Raw genomic sequence first — 16400 nt, 5'->3', positions numbered from 1 at the left:
AACCTCAGTATCGTTTGCGCGCCGCGCGCATCACCGCACTGCGGGCACGGGGATTGGCCTCGACCTCCTGCGGCCCGGGTCGGCGCGCCTTGCCGAGGGCCTCGAGACGACGCTGGATCTGGTCGTCACGCAGCGGCACGCCCTTGGGCAGGTGCGTGTCGCCGCGCACATGATCGCGGATAAAACGTTTAACCCGGCGATCCTCCAGCGAGTGAAAGCTGATCACCACCAGGTGGCCGCCGGGGGCCAGTGCCTCCAGGGCCGCCTCGAGAGCGGCATCGAGCTGGTCGAGTTCACCGTTGACCTGAATCCGCAGGGCCTGGAAGGCACGGGTGGCGGGATGCTTGCCCTTCTCCCAGGCGGGATGCGCCGCCTTGATCACCTCGGCCAGGTCGGCGGTGCGGCTAAACGGCGTTTCGGCGCGGCGGGCCACGATCGCCTTGGCCAGCCGACGGGCGAAGCGCTCCTCGCCGTAGGTCTTGAAGACCCGGGCGATCTCGCCTTCATCAACCCGAGCGAGCCAGTCCGCGGCACTCTCGCCGCGTGACGGGTCCATACGCATGTCGAGGGGGCCGTCACGCAGGAAGCTGAAGCCGCGCTCGGGGTCGTCGAGCTGGGGCGAGGAGACACCGACATCGAGCAACACTCCGGCCAGCTGGCCGTGCAGGCCGCGCGCTTCGGCGAACTCGCCGAGGCGCGCGAACTCACCTCGCTCGATGGCAAAACGCGGATCGTCGATCGCTGCTGCCTCGGCGATGGCCTGTGGGTCACGATCGATTGCCAGCAGGCGCCCTTCGGGCGACAGGCGCTCGAGAATGGCTCGGGAGTGGCCGCCGCGGCCGAAGGTGCCATCGAGATAGGCGCCGGCGGAATCGTGGATAAGGGCCTCGACCGCCCCATCGAGCAGCACGCTGGCATGGCGAAAGCCGCGGGAGGCGTGTTCGGGGGCGGATGACGTCATGCGATTCTCGGTGGCGGCTGGCAGGGCGCCGCAAAACGGCGATGGAAATTCGTGGGAGTCGGCCGATAAGCCGGGTTCTGTCGAGGACAGCCATTCCTCTAGGGGCGACGTCACCGTCGCCCTCGAGCAACCTACCCGAACCCAGCGCGGGCCACGCCATCGGGTTCCTATTTGGTCTTGCTCCGAGTGGGGTTTACCGTGCCACGCACTGTTACCAGGCGCGCGGTGCGCTCTTACCGCACCCTTTCACCCTTACCGGCCTCCCGTGGGAGACGTAGGCGGTCTACTCTCTGCTGCACTTTCCGTCGGCTCGCGCCGCCCAGGCGTTACCTGGCACTCTGCCCTGTGGAGCCCGGACTTTCCTCCCCCGGATCACTCCGGCGGCGACTGTCTGGCCAACTCCCGCGGCAAGCATACCAGCGCCTCGTCACCCCCTCAATCCCCGTCCTTGAGGGACTGCGCTCTGGCATACCAGACTTTCTTGGCACCACCCAGGGTACGCGCCGTCACCGCCGCAGCCTGCTTGACGCCGACCCCCTCGGCAAGCAACGCCTTGAGCAGGGCATCCGCTTCGATGATCGAGGCGTCTCCGCCGGCCTTGGGCTCGGCACCGGCCACCATCACCACGAATTCGCCGCGGGCCTGATCCGGATCCTCGGCGAGTCGCGCGAGCAGCGCCTCGGCACTCCCCTCGAGGAACGTCTCGAAGGTCTTGGTCAGCTCACGTGCCAGCACCACCTGGCGCGATCCCAGCACGGCATCCAGATCGGCCAGGGTGTCACGAATACGATGCGGCGACTCGTAGAACACCAGGGTCTCCTCACGCTCGGCCAGCGCCTCGAGCCGCCCGCGCCGCCCCGCGCCCTTGGCCGGCAGAAATCCCTGGAACAGGAAGCGATCGGTCGGCAAGCCGGCGCCAGACAGCGCCGCCACCAGGGCACAGGCCCCCGGCACCGGCACCACTCGACGCCCGCGAGCTCGCAGCTCGCGCACCAGCACGAAGCCGGGATCGCTGATCAGCGGCGTGCCGGCATCGCTGACCAGAGCGACGGACTGCCCGGCAACCAGCCGCGCGTCGATCTGATCGACTCGAGCGGCCTCGTTGTGCTCGTGCAGCGACAACGTTGGCGGTGCGACCCCCAGGTGACGCAACAGCCGCGAGGTATGGCGGGTATCCTCGGCAGCCACCAGATCGACTTCGCCCAACAGACGAGCGGCCCGCGGGCTCAAGTCGTCCAGATTCCCAATCGGCGTGGCGACCACGTACAATACCCCTTCAATGGCGTCTGACATTTCGGCTCCCGGGATGCACTCCGCACGTGAGGACAAGGAAGGATTCATGAAGATTTCGTCTCGCGGCCTGCTGGCCGCTGCCCTGATGGCACTGTGGCTGGCCGGCTGCGCCTTCCAGCCCGCCGTTACCGAGCGACAGCCCACCGGCGACCCGGACCAGCTACTGGCCCAGGCCGAGCAACAGGCCCCTGAACAGGCGGCCCTGTCCCGCCTTCAGGCGGCCGACATCCTAGCACGCCAGGGCAGCCGCCCCCAGGCGCTGGCCATCGCCAAGGAGATCGACGACAGCCGCCTCTCCCCCGACGCTCGCGGCCGCTGGGCGCTGCTGCTCTCAGACCTGGGCGAGACCGAGGACGATCCCTGGGCCGTCATCCAGGCAGCCCAATTACTGGACGAGCTGCAGCTGCCTCGCGACCAGGCCTATCTGCTGCGGGAGCGACAGGCCCGCGCCCTGGGCCAGGTCGACGAGCCCCTGGCAGCCGCGCGCGCGCTGCTGCGACTGCAGGCCGACACCGGGCGAGTCGACCTCAACGACCCCATCTGGGAACAGCTCTCGAGCCTGGCACCCGGCACCATCGCCGAGTTGCGTAACGGCGCGAATGACCCGACCCTCGCCTGGCTCGACCTGGCCGAGCTAGTGCGCACCAGCGGCGGCGATATCCAGCGACTGTTCACCCGCCTCGACGACTGGCGTAGCCGCAACCCCGAGCACCCCGCGGCCCGCCGCCTGCCAGCCGACATCATGGCGCTGCGCGAACTGAGCGGCCAGGACGTGCGCCATATTGCCGTCTTCCTGCCCGAATCCGGCCCCCTGGCTGGCGTCGCCGACGCCATCGAGCAGGGGCTGCGGGCACATCACATGAACACCGTCAACGGCGGCGCCAGCGGCGCCCAGCTGACCTTCCTTGATTCCTCGGCTGGCACCCTCGATGCGCTGTACCAGGAGGCCCAGCGGCAGGGCGCCCAAGTGGTAATCGGCCCGCTGGACAAGGACGCCGTCACTTCACTGGAACGCCGCGACCGGGTACCGATGCCGACCCTGGCACTCAACTACGGTGAGGACGAGCGCAACCGCGCCGAAGGGCTCTTCCAGTACGGCCTGTCCGCCGAGGACGAGGCACGCGAGGTCGCCGCCCGCGGCCGCCAGGACGGCAAGCGAAGCGCAGCGCTGCTGGTGCCCGACAACGCTTGGGGCCGCCGGGTCGGCGAGGCCTTCGCCGCTGCCTGGCGCGAACGCGATGGCGAGATCGCCAACGCCGTGCGCTACAACCCGGGCCGCTCGGCCACCGAGAGCACCCGCCGCGCCCTCGGCTCGAGCCGGCCCGACATGCTGTTCCTGCTGGCACTACCCGACTATGCTCGCCAAGTGCCGCCGACCATCGACTACTACGCCTACAATCAGGGCCTGTCGGTCTATGCGACCTCGCATCTCTACGAGGGACGCCCCCAGCCACGGCTCGACAAGGACCTCGACGGCGTGATGTTCGTCGACATTCCCTGGCAGATTCCGGATGCCGCCGCGGGCGGAGAAGAGGCCCTGCCCTTCCTCGACAGCTATCGCCAACTGCGCGAGGAGTCCGATCCCACCATGTTCCGCTTGATGGCCATGGGCGTGGACGCGTACGAGCTGGCCCGCCGCCTGCCGCAGTTCCAAGCCATCCCGGGCAGCGAGCTGTTCGGCGCGACCGGCACCCTGAGCGCCGACCGGGACGGCCGCATCCATCGCGACCTGCCCTGGGCACGCTTCGCGGACGGCGTCCCCCGCCCGCTGATCGACATGCAGCGCCTCGACGATGATCGGTCCCTCTGACGCCCGACGCCGCGGCGCGCGCATCGAACGCGTCGCCGCGGACTGGCTAGTCGGCAAGGGACTCGACCTGGTGGCCACCAATCAGCATGCCAAGGGCGGCGAGCTCGACTTGGTGATGCGCGAGGGCGAGGTGCTGGTGTTCGTCGAGGTCCGCCATCGCGCCAGCATCCGCCACGGCCATCCGCTCGAGACCGTTACCGCTACCAAGCAGCGCCGCCTCGTCCAGGCGGCGCGTTTTTATCTTCAGCGCAACCGGCTATCATGTGCCTGCCGCTTCGATGTGCTGGCCGTGACCGGCACGCCACCCCACCTCGACTTCGAGTGGGTGCGCGGGGCCTTCGAAGCGTTCTGACCGCCCAAGGACCAGGAAGCCACGATGGATTTCCAGAACCGCATTCTCGGACACTTCAACGCCAGCATCGATACCAAGACCTACGCCAGTGAGGTGCTGCCGCCCTTCATCGAGGTCGCCAGCCAGATGATGGTGCAGGCCCTGGTCAACGAGGGAAAGATTCTGGCCTGCGGCAATGGCGGCAGTGCCGGCGACAGTCAGCACTTCTCTTCCGAACTGCTCAATCGCTTCGAGCGCGAACGCCCCAGCCTGCCGGCTCTGGCGCTGACCACCGACACCTCGACGCTGACCTCGATCGCCAACGACTACAGCTACAACGAAGTGTATTCCAAGCAGGTACGTGCGCTCGGCCAGCCCGGCGACGTGCTGCTGGCGATCTCCACCAGCGGCAATTCCGGCAACGTCATCCAGGCCATCCAGGCCGCCCATGACCGCGAAATGACGGTGGTGGCCCTGACCGGCCGCGACGGCGGCAACATGGCCTCCCTGCTCGGCCAGGACGACTGCGAGATCCGCGTCCCGGCCACCTCGACGGCCCGCATCCAGGAGGTTCACCTGCTGGTGATCCACTGCCTGTGCGACCTCATAGACGAACAACTCTTCGGCGCAAGCGAGTGATGCCCATGCCCAGCAAGTCCCGACTCCTCGGCCTGTCCCTGACCCTGATGCTGGCCCTGTCCGGCTGTACCACCGTCAGCTCGGTCACCCATCCGGGCACCATCAACGAGAACTATGGCGAACGCACCCTCGGCACCAAGGTCGAGGACGAGAGCATCGAGACCAAGGTGTCCCACAACCTTGGCACCACCGATGCCCGCCTGGGTGATGCTCGCATCAACGTCGACAGCTTCAACGGCGTGGTACTGCTCACAGGCCAGGTGCCGAGCCAGGAGCTCAAGAACATGGCCGAACGCGTTGCCGGCAATGTCCGCAACGTGCGCCGCGTCCACAATGAACTCTCCATCGCCGCCAACCTGCCGGCCAGCCAGCGACTCGCCGATACCTGGCTGAATACCCGGGTGCGCACGGCACTGGTTTCCAACGAAGCCATCGACTCCAGCCGCCTGCGCATCGTCACCGAGAACGACAGCGTCTATCTGATGGGCATCGTGCGCCGCGCCGAGGCCGACCGCATCGTCGCCGCGGCCCGCAACGTCGGCGGCATGCAACGTATCGTCAAGGTCTTCGACTACCTGGACTGACCCACCCCTCCCCAACACACCGACCAGAACGCAAGACGGCAGGCCACAGGGCCTGCCGTCTTGTCTTGCGTCGAGGGCACTCGGCCCAGCGACACTACTTGACCACGCGCAGCGAGGGACGCCCCTTCTTCGGCGCCTCCTCCGGCTCGCCGCCGGCACCGGCATCGCCGTCATCACTATCGACGTTTTCGACGCTGGACAGACCCGGCGCCTCCTCTTCCGTGGCCTCGTCCGCCACGTCATTGGCGTCGTCGACCGGCATCTCCGGCTCGTGACCGAACACCATGCCCACGCCATTCTCGCGGGCATAGATCGCGATCAGCGCTTCGATGGGCACCATGATCTGCATCGGCTGACCTCCGAAACGCGCCGAGAAGGCAATCGCCTCGTTGGTCATCGACAGGTCGCGAATCGCGCTGACGCCGAGGTTGAGCACGATCTGCCCGTTCTGCACGAACTGCCGCGGCACCTCGACACCCTCTTGTTCGGCATCGACCACGGCATAGGGTGTCAGCTCATTGTCCAGCAGCCACTCGTACAGGGCCCGCGCGATATAGGGACGACTCGATTGCATCGGTTGGCCCTCCTGGGTTCGGGGCCCCGGCCTCGGGCCGGGGCGTGAAAGAGATTCAGGGACGCATCTCGCGCTCACCCTCGCTGAGGGCCGCCTTGAATCCCTCGCGATCGAACACGCGCTCCATGTAGCCCATCAGCGGCTTGACCTGCTTCTCGGGCAGCTCAATGCCGAGCACCGGCAGGCGCCACAGGATCGGCGCCAGGCAGCAGTCCACCAAGGTAAACTCCTCGCTCATGAAGAACGGCATGTCCTCGAAGATCGGGGATATCCCGATCAGACTCTCGCGAAGCTCCTTGCGCGCCTTGTCGGCATCCTTCTTCGATCCGCTCTGGATCTGCTCGACCATCGGGCACCACTCGCGTTCGATACGGTGCATCCACAGCCGGCTCTGGGCACGCGCCACCGGGTAAACCGGCAACAGAGGCGGATGCGGAAAACGTTCGTCGAGGTACTCCATCATCACCTTGGACTCATAGAGCACCAGATCGCGATCAAGCAGCGTGGGGACGCTGTTGTAAGGGTTGAGATCGGCAAGCTCCTCGGGGTGGCTATCCTCGGTGACCTCGACGATATCCACCGCCACGCCCTTCTCGGCGAGCACGATACGCACTCGATGACTGTAATGATCATCGCCCCCGGAGTAGAAGATCATCGACGACCGCTTGGCCACTACACCCATGAAACAATCCTCGCATCAGTTCGTGCCGAGATGATAACACGACGCACCCACTCTCGGGGGCCTCGTCTGCATGCCCGTGGACAGGCGTACCACCAGATGAGGGCGCATGGCCGTAACCATGCGCCCTCCTCTGCTGCATCCCGTTCGGATCAGTGAATATCGCGCCAGTATTCGCGCTTGAGCAGGTAGGCAATGACGCCAAAAATGAAAATGAAGATCAACACCTTGGGCGCCAGCGTCTGGGCCTGGAGCTTGGACGGCTCACCAACGTAGGCCAGGAAATTCGTCAGATCGAAGATCGCAGCCTCGAATGCCTCGGGCTCGAGCTGCCCCGGCTCCGTGACGCGCAGCGTTTCGCAGGACTGGTACTTGCCGGTCAGGGGATCGAGCTCGGCGCCTTCGATGGGATGATCCGTGGCGGCACAGATCTTCTCCTGCACGCCCTGCAAAGGCTCCAGCACATTGGGCATGGCCACCAGTGGGAAGACCCGGTTGTTGACGCCGGTGGGCCGTGACGGATCCCGGTAGAAGCCGAGCAGGTAAGAATAGATCCAGTCGGTGCCGCGCAGCCGCGCGGTCAGGGTCAGGTCCGGCGGCGGCGCCCCGAACCAGTTCTCGCCGTCGGCGGCGTCCATGGCGTTGTGCATCTGATCATTGAATCCCAGCGCCGAGGCAAAGATCAGGTTCTCCTCTACCAGGTCCTGAGGCATGTCGAGATCCTCGGCGGCCCGAGCGAAACGCTGGTGCTCCAGGGAGTGGCAGCCCATGCAATAATTCACGAACAGCTTCATACCGTTCTGCAGCGAGGCCCGATCCTGCAGATCGGGCGTCATCTCCTGCAAGTGCACTCCGCCACCCCCAGCGGCGAACCCGAGGGCCGGAATCAGCGTGAAGAGCAGTGCAAGCAGTCGCTTTTTCATTAGCCAGTCACCCTTTCCGGTTCGGGTTTGGTCTTCTCCCACCGGGTATAGAACGGCATCAGCAGGAAGAAGGCGAAATACACCACGGTGCAAAGCTGAGCGAGAATGGTGCGGGCCCCGGTCGGCGGCAACACCCCCAGCACACCCAGGATGACGAAGCTCACCGCGAACAGCGCCAGCATCAGCCGGGAGACCCAGCCCTTGTAGCGCATCGAACGCACCGGGCTGCGGTCGAGCCAGGGCAGCACGAACAGCACCGCGATGGCCGCCCCCATGCACACCACGCCAAGGAACTTGGCGTCAAGACCGAACAGCGAGAAGGTGATGGCACGCAGGATGGCGTAGAAGGGGGTGAAGTACCATACCGGCGCAATATGGTCCGGGGTCTTCAGAGGATTGGCCGGCTCGAAATTCGGCTTCTCGATGAAGTAGCCACCCCCCTCGGGGAAATAGAAGACCACCACGCTGAACACGAACAGGAAGACCGCGACGCCCACCAGATCCTTGACCGTGTAGTAAGGATGGAAGGGAATGCCATCCAGCGGCTTGCCAGCCTCGTCCTTCCTGGCCTTGATGTCGATGCCGTCGGGGTTGTTGGACCCCACCTCGTGCAGGGCGATGATGTGCAGCACCACCAGCGCCAGGATCACGATCGGCAGCGCCACCACGTGCAGGGCAAAGAAGCGATTCAGGGTAATGCCCGAGATCAGGTAGTCGCCGCGAACCCACTGCGCCAGATCGGGCCCGATGCCCGGGATGGCGGAGAACAGCGAGATGATCACCTGAGCGCCCCAGTAGGACATCTGCCCCCAGGGCAGCAGATAGCCCATGAAGGCCTCGGCCATCAGCGCCAGATAGATGGCCATGCCGAAGATCCACACCAGCTCCCGCGGCGCCTTGTACGAGCCATAGAGCAGGCCGCGGAACATGTGCAGGTAGACCACCACGAAGAACGCCGAGGCCCCGGTGGTGTGCATGTAACGGATCAGCCAGCCCCACTCCACGTCGCGCATGATGTACTCCACGGAGGCAAAGGCGCCCTCCGCGGAGGGGTTGAAGCTCATGGTCAGCCAGACGCCCGTCAGGATCTGGTTGACCAGCACCAGCAGCGCCAGCGAGCCGAAGAAGTACCAGAAATTGAAGTTCTTGGGAGCGTAGTAGCGGGACAGATGCTCCTGCCACATCTGGGTCGCCGGGAAACGGTCATCGACCCAACGCATGAAACCGCGTTCCGCCTTGGCCTTGTTCGGATGTCCCATCAGGCAGTCTCCTTGTCTTCGCCGACGACAATGACGTCATCGCTCTCGAAGCGATAAGGGGGAACCTCGAGGTTGAGCGGTGCCGGCACATTAGCGAAGACCCGTCCCGCCAGGTCGAATCGCGAGCCGTGGCAGGGACAGAAAAAGCCGCCAGGCCAGTCCGCGACCCCGACATCCTCGGCATCGGGCTCCGGCTTGAACAGCGGCGAGCAGCCCAGGTGGGTGCAGATACCAACCAGCACCCCGATCTCGGGCCGGATCGACCGCATCCCCCCTTCGATATAGGTAGGCTGCTGGGGCTCCTGTGATTCGGGATCGGCGAGACGATCGGCACCGATGGCCTCGGTACGCTCGATCATCTCGGGCGTGCGATTGAGGATCCAGACCGGCCGCCCCCGCCACTCGACGGTCATCCGCTGGCCGGGCTCGAGCTTGGAGATATCCGCCTTGACGGGCGCCCCCGCCGCTCTCGCCCTGGCACTGGGCTGCCAGGAAGCCACGAAGGGCACCGCTACCCCGACTGCGCCTGCCGCCCCAACGACGGAGGTGGCGCCCACGAGGAAGCGGCGTCGCCCCATGTTCACGCCGCTATCTGTCATTGTTAGATTTCTCCCATCAGCTTGCCCGCCGTTCCGTCACGGGCATCCAAGCGAGTCACGGCCACGGTCTGCGACGCGCAATTCCATGGTAAGAAAACGGATCGCCCCGTACAACAACGCTCCCGGACGCTAGTCAAGTTAGCGACAAATTCTTGACCTCGCACAAAAAAACGCCCGGGTCGAAGACCCGGGCGTTTGTCTGGCGAGCGTCGCGTATCAGCGCTTGGAGAACTGCGGACGACGACGCGCCTTGCGCAGGCCGATCTTCTTACGCTCGACCTCACGGGCATCACGCGTTACGTAACCGGCTTCGCGCAGCGGTTTGCGGAAGTCTTCGTTGTACTCCATCAGGGCACGGGTGATGCCGTGACGGATCGCGCCGGCCTGGGCGCTACCACCGCCACCCTTGACGGTGACGTAGACGTCGAACTGTTCCAGGGTCTCGGTCAGCTCGAGGGGCTGACGAACGACCATGCGGCCGGTCACGCGGCCGAAGTACTCGTTCAGCTCACGGCTGTTGACGGTGATCTTGCCGGTACCCGGCTTCAGGAAGACGCGGGCGGTAGAGGTCTTGCGGCGACCGGTACCATAATACTGCTGTGTCATGGCGAGGGCTCCCTTAGAGGTTCAGTTCTTGCGGCTGCTGGGCGACGTGCGGGTGTTCGGTGCCGGCGTAAACCTTGAGCTTGGAATACATGGCACGACCCAGCGGGCCCTTCGGGAGCATGCCCTTGACCGCGGACTCGATGACGCGCTCGGGGGCATGAGCGATCATTTTCTCGAAGTTCATGGAGCGCAGGCCACCCGGATAGCCGGTGTGACGATAGTAATTCTTGGCGCTGGCCTTGTTGCCGGTGACCTTCACCTTCTCGGCGTTGATCACGACGATGTAGTCGCCGGTGTCAACGTGCGGGGTGTATTCCGGCTTGTGCTTGCCACGCAGGCGGCGAGCGATCTCGGTGGCCAGACGGCCCAGAGTCTTGTCCGCAGCGTCGACGACGTACCAGTCGCGCTGGACGGACTGCGGCTTGGCAGTAAACGTCTTCATGGGTGAATCACCAAATCGATGTATTGGGTCTTGCCCGCCTCGGCGGTTCGGACCATCCCTATTCTTCTTGGTTGTCATCCGGGGACAACAACGGTCGAGCGCGCGAATTCTACACGCCCTACTCCGCCAGGACAATGCTTTCCGCCCCAAGGCAGGAATCCCTTGCACAAAAACGCTCAAGCCAACATCTGAAAAGTCGAAAAGTCAGCGAGCGAAGGCTAGACAAGGCAAAAATCAGCGAGAAGCCGGAGTTTACTGGCCGTAAATGAGGACTTCGAGCTGATTTTTAACGCCGTATAGCCGAGCGCAGCGACTTTCGTGCACCGGCTAGGGCTTGTGCGGCAGTGCCAGGTACTCATGCGACTGCATCTCCTGCAGCCGCGACAGGGTGCGCTGGAACTCGAATTCCAGCTTGCCGTCGCGATAGAGCCGCTCGGCCGGGGCCTCGGCGGACATCAGCAGCTTGACGCCGCGGTCGTAGAATTCGTCGACCATGTTGATGAAGCGCCGGGCCTGGTCGTCACTCTTGCCGTCCATGCACGGCACGTTGGAGACCAGCACGCTGTGGTATTCGCGGGCCAGTTCGATGTAGTCGTTCTGGCTACGAGGCCCGTCGCACAGCTCGCGAAACTCGAACCACACCACGTCGTCATGCAGCCGCCGACTGTGCAGTACCCGGTGATTGATCTCGATCGGCGCCTCGGCTTCGCCCTCCTGACCGGCGATCTCGCGAAAGCTGCGCGCCAGCTCGGTCTCTGCAGCCTCGTCCAGCGGAGCATGGAAGATCTCGGCGCGCTCCAGGGCTCTCAGCCGATAGTCGATGCCGGAATCGACATTGACCACCTCGCAGTGCCGTTCGAGCAGGTCGATGGCAGGCAGGAAACGCGCGCGCTGCAGGCCGTCCTTGTAGAGCTCGGCCGGCACGATATTGGACGTCGTCACCAGCACCACGCCGCGGGCAAACAATGCCTCCAGCAGATTGGCCAGGATCATGGCGTCGGTGATGTCCTTGACGAAGAACTCGTCGAAGCAGATCACCCGGGCCTCGGCGGCGAACTTGTCGGCCACCAGCGTCAGAGGATTACGCTCGCCCTTGTAGTGTTCGAGCTCGTTGTGCACCCGCTGCATGAAGCGATGGAAATGGGTGCGCATCTTCTCGGGAAACGGCAAGGCCTCGAAGAAGGTGTCCACGAGATAGGTCTTGCCCCGGCCCACGCCGCCCCAGAAGTAAAGCCCGGCCACCTCGGGCAACACCGGCTCGGCAGGCTTATCCTGCCTGCCGAACAGCCCCGCCACTCGCGACTTCAGCCCCTTGCCCGTACTCGAGGCCCGAGGGGTGGGGCACGGGCGGTCAACCAGCTCTTCGAACAGGCGCTGGAGATGCGCCACGGCCTGCTCCTGGGCGGGATCATACTGGAAGTCGTCGCGCTCGAGGTCGGCACGATAGCGACCCATCGGTGTGGTCGGCGCGGCGCGTTCTGAGGCAGTCGGCATCCTGTGACTCTCGCTCATGGACATGGGGGGCGATGGTCCTCGGCATCCGGTGAAAGGGAGGATTATACGCGCCGACACGGCACTTGGCATCGCCGGCCGGTCGTTGACCCCGCCGTCCGCCTCGGCCCTATAATGGGCGCGCCGGTTCGCCCGGTGATGTTGCCGGCGTGGACGTCGGGCCGATCGATCGCTCAGGAGAATGATGTGGAACTAAGCAATATCAATTGGATGCTGGGCGCTGCCTGCCTGCTGGCCGGCATCGGCCTCGGCGTATTGGGCTATCACCTGCTGAACGCCGGCGCACGCAATGCACAAAAGCTGCGCCAGCGCCTCGCCGAACGCGACCGCCAGTTGACCGAACTACGTGACGGCGTCGGGGAACATTTCGAGCGCCTCGGCAATCTCGCTGAAGGCCTGCAGCAAGAAGTCAGCGAGGCCAGGACACGCCTGGACGTCGGCGCACCACGACGCCCCGAACTCGACCCGAGCCCGGCGGTAGCACCAAGCGACAGCGACAATGACGTCGCCGCCCCACGCGACTATGCCGACGGCAATCGCGGCACCCTGTCCGAAGATTTCGGCCTCAAGTCCGGCGACGCCGCTCCCCAGCCGCCACGCTACTGAGGTGCCGCCTGCTCTAGAAATGCCGACGCCGCCCGCTGCCTAGCCGGCCACGGGCGGCGTCGACGTGTCCGCCCCCAAATCCGTCAGGCGGGATTGTCGATATCCACGAAGCGATGCTCGATCCCGTACTCATCGGCCAGCCGCGCACCCAACGCCTGTACACCGTACCGCTCCGTGGCATGGTGGCCCGCCGCCAGGTAATGAATGCCTAGCTCGCGGGCCAGATGCGTGGTGCGCTCCGAGATTTCACCCGAGATGAAGGCATCAGCACCGGCCGCCGCAGCCTGGGCGATCATGTCCTGGGCGCCGCCAGTGCACCAGGCCACACGACGAATCTCGCCGCCCTCCGGCGCCTCGACCAGCAGCGGCGCGCGCCCCAAACGCTCACCGACGTGCTCGGCCAGCGCCGCAGCCCCCATCGGCGCGTGCGGCGCACCGAGCCAGATCAACCCTTCGCCGAGTTCGCCGTCGGCACAACCGTCGGCGGTGAACCCCAGCCGCTCGCCGAGGGTGGCGTTGTTGCCCAGCTCGGCATGAGCATCCAGCGGCAGATGATAGGCCAACAGGCCGATATCATGGCGCAACAGGGTCGCCAGCCGCCGGCGCTTCATGCCGGTGATGGCAACCGGCTCGTTCTTCCAGAAGTAACCGTGGTGCACCAGCAACAGGTCGGCCTCCCAGGCCACCGCCTCGTCGAGCAGCGCCTGGCAAGCGGTGACGCCGCTCATCACCCGGACGACGCGCTCACGGCCTGCGACCTGCAATCCATTGAGGGTGTAGTCCTTGAAACGCTCGGGCGACAGCAGCCGATCACAGGCCGCCACCAGTTCCGCGGATGTCGTCATGAAGCCTCCGGACGGTTGACGCATGCAATGTTACAATCCGTGCATTCTAACCGGCGTCCTGCCACCCCGCGACCACGCATCAGAAGGAAGCCCGCCGCATGCGACGCGCCCTCCCCTATCTCTGGCCCATCCTGATCGGCCTGCTGCTGGCCATCGCGCTGCTGAACGCCTTTCCACGGCTCATGGGTCGCCAGGCGGCCCCGCCCGAAAGCCCACCTCCCGAGGCCACCCCCACGGCGCAGACAGTCGAGCGCCCAGCGCCCACTCTGCGCGAAGCCCCTCCTCTGGAGCGAGGCCAGGGCAAGGTCAGCTATGCCAAGGCAGTGGATCAGGCCGCCCCGGCAGTGGTCAACGTCTACTCCTCACGGGTAGTGGAACGCGACAGCCATCCGCTGATGTCGGACCCCTTCTTCCGCCAGTTCTTCGGTGACGATGCGCCCAGCCGGCAGCGCATGTTGTCCAGCCTGGGGTCCGGGGTCATCGTCAGCGAAGACGGCTACGTGCTGACCAACCACCACGTGATCCGCGGCGCCGATCAGATCCAGGTGGCGCTGCGCGATGGCCGCGAAACCCTGGCCGAAGTAGTCGGTACCGACCCCGAGAGCGATCTCGCAGTGCTGCGCATCAATCTCGACGACCTGCCGGTCATCGAGCTTGCCGACTCAGACCAAGCGGCCATCGGCGATGTCGCGCTGGCCATCGGCAACCCCTTCGGGGTCGGCCAGACCGTGACCATGGGCATCATCGGCGCGACCGGCCGCAGCCACTTGGGGCTCAACGCCTACGAAGACTTCATCCAGACCGACGCCGCCATCAATCCAGGGAACTCCGGTGGCGCCTTGATCAACCCGGAAGGCGCCCTGGTGGGCATCAACACCGCCATCTTCTCCCGCTCCGGGGGCTCTCAAGGCATCGGCTTTGCCATTCCGGCCAACCTGGCGCGCAACATTCTCGAGGAGATCGTCACCCAGGGCCGGGTGGTTCGCGGCTGGCTGGGCATCGAGGCCCAGGAGCTCAATCCCGAACTCGCCGCCTCCTTCGGCCTCGAGGCGCCCACTGGAGTCATCATCGCCGGCGTCGTGCCGGGCGGCCCCGCGGACGCCGCTGGCCTGCAGCCGGGCGACGTACTGCTCGAGGTAGACGGCCGGCCCATCCTCGATCCGCGGCAGACCATGGGCGACATCGCCGAGGTGACGCCGGGAAACGACCTGCCGGTCACGGTGGTGCGCGGCGGCGAGACCCGCCAGGTCAGGCTAAAGGTCGCCGAACGCCCCACGCCATCGCGCCCCCTGTCGGTCGAGGAGAACGAGTCGCCCTGAGCGCGCCCTTCCACTCTTCCATTCGCAACGAACGCGGCCCCGTCAATGACGGGGCCGCGTTCGTTCATGCGCCTGGCAAGGTCGAGAGAGAAATCTCAGTCGCGGATGCGATACTCTGCGCTGCGGGCATGCGCGGTCAGCGACTCACCCCGCGCCATCACCGAGGCCGTGCGACCCAGCGCCGAGGCGCCTTCGGCAGAGCAGCCGATCAGCGAGGAACGCTTCTGGAAGTCGTAGACGCCCAGCGGCGACGAGAAGCGCGCCGTTCCCGAGGTCGGCAGCACATGGTTGGGGCCAGCACAGTAATCGCCCAGCGCCTCGGCGGTATAGCGCCCCATGAAGACCGCGCCAGCGTGGCGCACCTCGGGCAGCCACGCCTCGGGATCGGCCACCGACAGCTCCAGGTGCTCCGGGGCGATGCGATTGAGCAGCGCGACCGCCTCGCCGCGATCGCGGCAGCGGATCAGCGCGCCGCGCTCGGAAAGCGACGTTCGGATGATCGCCTCGCGCTCCATGGTCGGCAGCTGACGCGCCATCGACTCGGCGACCGCCTCCAGGTGGGCATCGTCCCAGCTCACCAGGATCGACTGGGCGTCCTCGTCGTGCTCGGCCTGGGAAAACAGGTCCATGGCTAGCCAGTCGGGGGCGGTACCGCCGTCGGAAACCACCAGGATTTCCGACGGCCCGGCGATCATGTCGATGCCGACCTGGCCGAACACCGCCCGCTTGGCGGTAGCGACGTAGATGTTGCCGGGGCCGACAATCTTGTCCACCCGCGGCACCGTTTCGGTACCGTAGGCGAGCGCGGCCACCGCCTGGGCACCGCCAATGGTGAAAACGTGATCGACGCCGGCCAGGTGGGCGGCAGCCAGCACCAGCTCGTTGAGCACACCGTCCGGGGTCGGCACTACCATGACGATCTCGCGCACGCCGGCCACGTGGGCGGGCAGCGCGTTCATCAGCACCGAAGAGGGATAGGCAGCCTTGCCGCCCGGCACGTAGATGCCGGCCCGATCCAGCGGCGTGACCTGCTGGCCGAGCACGGTGCCATCGGCCTCGGTGTAGGACCAAGACTCGGACTTCTGGTGCTCGTGATAGCGACGCACTCGCTCGGCGGCCGTGGCCAGCGCCTCGCGCTGGGCCTCAGGCAGCCCCTCGAAGGCCTGGCGCAGGCGCTCGGGCCCCAGGGTCAGCTCGGCCATACTCGACGCCGAAAGGCGGTCGAAGCGATTGCTGGCCTCGACCACGGCGGCATCGCCGCGGGTCTTCACGGCCTCGAGAATGTCGGCGACGCGGCGCTGGACCTCGTCATCGGACACGCCCTCCCAGGCCAACAGGGCATCGAGGCGCGCCTCGAAGTCGGCGTCCGCGGTGGACAGACGCGCGATTTCGAGGCCGCCGGCGGAAGCTTCACTCAT

The 16400-nt window shown here is 65.8% G+C and carries 18 protein-coding genes and 1 other RNA gene; 6 read left to right on the top strand and 13 right to left on the bottom strand.

Features of this window, described 5'->3' with window-relative positions; translation table 11 throughout:
- Positions 1-4: 4 nt before the first annotated feature.
- The 3 genes from rsmH to rsmI form a co-directional block, all read right to left on the bottom strand.
- Positions 5-961: a 16S rRNA (cytosine(1402)-N(4))-methyltransferase RsmH gene (rsmH, locus tag ACGTN6_RS12520; protein WP_394591990.1), complete on the bottom strand. Its 957-nt coding sequence runs from the start codon at positions 959-961 to the stop codon at positions 5-7.
- Positions 962-1011: 50 nt separating this feature from the next.
- An RNA gene (gene rnpB / locus ACGTN6_RS12515) (RNase P RNA component class A) lies at positions 1012-1364 on the bottom strand.
- Positions 1365-1396: 32 nt separating this feature from the next.
- A complete protein-coding gene (rsmI, locus tag ACGTN6_RS12510; protein ID WP_394591988.1) occupies positions 1397-2254 on the bottom strand; it encodes a 16S rRNA (cytidine(1402)-2'-O)-methyltransferase in 858 nt (285 codons plus the stop codon).
- A gap of 46 nt (positions 2255-2300) precedes the next feature.
- On the opposite strand from rsmI, the gene ACGTN6_RS12505 reads away from it, so the two are divergent.
- From ACGTN6_RS12505 to ACGTN6_RS12490, 4 genes are read left to right on the top strand one after another with little or no spacing between them, the layout of a single operon-like run.
- Positions 2301-4064 (top strand): penicillin-binding protein activator, encoded by a 1764-nt coding sequence (locus ACGTN6_RS12505; RefSeq protein WP_394591986.1) that lies wholly within the window; start codon positions 2301-2303, stop codon positions 4062-4064.
- A complete protein-coding gene (locus ACGTN6_RS12500; RefSeq protein WP_394591984.1) occupies positions 4048-4416 on the top strand; it encodes a YraN family protein in 369 nt (122 codons plus the stop codon). Before ACGTN6_RS12505 ends, ACGTN6_RS12500 begins: the two co-directional genes overlap by 17 nt.
- 24 nt (positions 4417-4440) lie before the next feature.
- Positions 4441-5034 (top strand): phosphoheptose isomerase, encoded by a 594-nt coding sequence (locus ACGTN6_RS12495; protein ID WP_097788660.1) that lies wholly within the window; start codon positions 4441-4443, stop codon positions 5032-5034.
- Positions 5035-5039: 5 nt separating this feature from the next.
- Positions 5040-5618, top strand: a complete 579-nt coding sequence (locus ACGTN6_RS12490; RefSeq protein WP_394591982.1) for a BON domain-containing protein — start codon at positions 5040-5042, stop codon at positions 5616-5618.
- A gap of 94 nt (positions 5619-5712) precedes the next feature.
- Here ACGTN6_RS12490 and ACGTN6_RS12485 read toward each other — a convergent pair whose 3' ends face one another.
- The 8 genes from ACGTN6_RS12485 to zapE form a co-directional block, all read right to left on the bottom strand.
- Entirely contained in the window at positions 5713-6192 is a 480-nt protein-coding gene (locus ACGTN6_RS12485) for a ClpXP protease specificity-enhancing factor (protein ID WP_394591980.1), read from the bottom strand.
- Between the two features lie 55 nt (positions 6193-6247).
- Positions 6248-6874: a stringent starvation protein SspA gene (gene sspA / locus ACGTN6_RS12480; protein WP_183389545.1), complete on the bottom strand. Its 627-nt coding sequence runs from the start codon at positions 6872-6874 to the stop codon at positions 6248-6250.
- A 149-nt stretch (positions 6875-7023) separates the two neighbouring features.
- Positions 7024-7794, bottom strand: a complete 771-nt coding sequence (locus ACGTN6_RS12475; RefSeq protein WP_394591978.1) for a cytochrome c1 — start codon at positions 7792-7794, stop codon at positions 7024-7026.
- On the bottom strand, positions 7794-9053 hold the full coding sequence (locus ACGTN6_RS12470) for a cytochrome b (protein WP_394591976.1): 1260 nt from the start codon (positions 9051-9053) through the stop codon (positions 7794-7796). Before ACGTN6_RS12470 ends, ACGTN6_RS12475 begins: the two co-directional genes overlap by 1 nt.
- The gene (gene petA, locus ACGTN6_RS12465; RefSeq protein ID WP_394591974.1) at positions 9053-9652 is read right to left on the bottom strand and encodes a ubiquinol-cytochrome c reductase iron-sulfur subunit; all 600 of its coding nucleotides are present in this window, start codon (positions 9650-9652) and stop codon (positions 9053-9055) included. Before petA ends, ACGTN6_RS12470 begins: the two co-directional genes overlap by 1 nt.
- Before the next feature lie 216 nt (positions 9653-9868).
- Complete coding sequence (gene rpsI, locus ACGTN6_RS12460) at positions 9869-10258, bottom strand: 30S ribosomal protein S9 (RefSeq protein WP_394591972.1); 390 nt, start codon at positions 10256-10258, stop codon at positions 9869-9871.
- A gap of 13 nt (positions 10259-10271) precedes the next feature.
- Positions 10272-10700 (bottom strand): 50S ribosomal protein L13, encoded by a 429-nt coding sequence (rplM, locus tag ACGTN6_RS12455; RefSeq protein ID WP_394591970.1) that lies wholly within the window; start codon positions 10698-10700, stop codon positions 10272-10274.
- A gap of 327 nt (positions 10701-11027) precedes the next feature.
- Entirely contained in the window at positions 11028-12194 is a 1167-nt protein-coding gene (zapE, locus tag ACGTN6_RS12450; protein WP_394591968.1) for a cell division protein ZapE, read from the bottom strand.
- Positions 12195-12398: 204 nt separating this feature from the next.
- Between zapE and ACGTN6_RS12445 the strand changes: the two genes are divergently transcribed.
- On the top strand, positions 12399-12818 hold the full coding sequence (locus ACGTN6_RS12445) for a Z-ring associated ZapG family protein (protein ID WP_394591967.1): 420 nt from the start codon (positions 12399-12401) through the stop codon (positions 12816-12818).
- Positions 12819-12901: 83 nt separating this feature from the next.
- On the opposite strand, the gene ACGTN6_RS12440 is transcribed toward ACGTN6_RS12445, so the two are convergent.
- Positions 12902-13663, bottom strand: a complete 762-nt coding sequence (locus ACGTN6_RS12440) for a Nif3-like dinuclear metal center hexameric protein (RefSeq protein WP_394591966.1) — start codon at positions 13661-13663, stop codon at positions 12902-12904.
- 98 nt (positions 13664-13761) lie between these two features.
- Here ACGTN6_RS12440 and ACGTN6_RS12435 point away from each other — a divergent pair, with 98 nt between their 5' ends.
- Positions 13762-14982 carry a Do family serine endopeptidase gene (locus ACGTN6_RS12435; RefSeq protein ID WP_394591964.1) on the top strand — a complete coding sequence of 407 codons (1221 nt, stop codon included), beginning with the start codon at positions 13762-13764 and terminating at the stop codon, positions 14980-14982.
- 95 nt (positions 14983-15077) lie between these two features.
- On the opposite strand, the gene hisD is transcribed toward ACGTN6_RS12435, so the two are convergent.
- Complete coding sequence (gene hisD, locus ACGTN6_RS12430; protein WP_394591962.1) at positions 15078-16400, bottom strand: histidinol dehydrogenase; 1323 nt, start codon at positions 16398-16400, stop codon at positions 15078-15080.

The sequence above is a fragment of the Halomonas sp. B23F22_20 genome, assembly GCF_043496985.1.
Classification (GTDB): Bacteria; Pseudomonadota; Gammaproteobacteria; order Pseudomonadales; family Halomonadaceae; genus Halomonas.
Note: the sequence above shows the minus strand (reverse complement) of the source record. Positions and strands in the feature narration are given on the sequence as shown.

Excerpts from the sequence above, each read along its gene's own strand:
- rsmH (WP_394591990.1), bottom strand. The coding sequence starts at position 961 with ATGACGTCATCCGCCCCCGAACACGCCTCCCGCGGCTTTCGCCATGCC.
- rsmI (WP_394591988.1), bottom strand. The coding sequence starts at position 2,254 with ATGTCAGACGCCATTGAAGGGGTATTGTACGTGGTCGCCACGCCGATT.
- ACGTN6_RS12505 (WP_394591986.1), top strand. The coding sequence starts at position 2,301 with ATGAAGATTTCGTCTCGCGGCCTGCTGGCCGCTGCCCTGATGGCACTG.
- ACGTN6_RS12500 (WP_394591984.1), top strand. The coding sequence starts at position 4,048 with ATGATCGGTCCCTCTGACGCCCGACGCCGCGGCGCGCGCATCGAACGC.
- ACGTN6_RS12495 (WP_097788660.1), top strand. The coding sequence starts at position 4,441 with ATGGATTTCCAGAACCGCATTCTCGGACACTTCAACGCCAGCATCGAT.
- ACGTN6_RS12490 (WP_394591982.1), top strand. The coding sequence starts at position 5,040 with ATGCCCAGCAAGTCCCGACTCCTCGGCCTGTCCCTGACCCTGATGCTG.
- ACGTN6_RS12485 (WP_394591980.1), bottom strand. The coding sequence starts at position 6,192 with ATGCAATCGAGTCGTCCCTATATCGCGCGGGCCCTGTACGAGTGGCTG.
- sspA (WP_183389545.1), bottom strand. The coding sequence starts at position 6,874 with ATGGGTGTAGTGGCCAAGCGGTCGTCGATGATCTTCTACTCCGGGGGC.
- ACGTN6_RS12475 (WP_394591978.1), bottom strand. The coding sequence starts at position 7,794 with ATGAAAAAGCGACTGCTTGCACTGCTCTTCACGCTGATTCCGGCCCTC.
- ACGTN6_RS12470 (WP_394591976.1), bottom strand. The coding sequence starts at position 9,053 with ATGGGACATCCGAACAAGGCCAAGGCGGAACGCGGTTTCATGCGTTGG.
- petA (WP_394591974.1), bottom strand. The coding sequence starts at position 9,652 with ATGACAGATAGCGGCGTGAACATGGGGCGACGCCGCTTCCTCGTGGGC.
- rpsI (WP_394591972.1), bottom strand. The coding sequence starts at position 10,258 with ATGACACAGCAGTATTATGGTACCGGTCGCCGCAAGACCTCTACCGCC.
- rplM (WP_394591970.1), bottom strand. The coding sequence starts at position 10,700 with ATGAAGACGTTTACTGCCAAGCCGCAGTCCGTCCAGCGCGACTGGTAC.
- zapE (WP_394591968.1), bottom strand. The coding sequence starts at position 12,194 with ATGCCGACTGCCTCAGAACGCGCCGCGCCGACCACACCGATGGGTCGC.
- ACGTN6_RS12440 (WP_394591966.1), bottom strand. The coding sequence starts at position 13,663 with ATGACGACATCCGCGGAACTGGTGGCGGCCTGTGATCGGCTGCTGTCG.
- ACGTN6_RS12435 (WP_394591964.1), top strand. The coding sequence starts at position 13,762 with ATGCGACGCGCCCTCCCCTATCTCTGGCCCATCCTGATCGGCCTGCTG.
- hisD (WP_394591962.1), bottom strand. The coding sequence starts at position 16,400 with ATGAGTGAAGCTTCCGCCGGCGGCCTCGAAATCGCGCGTCTGTCCACC.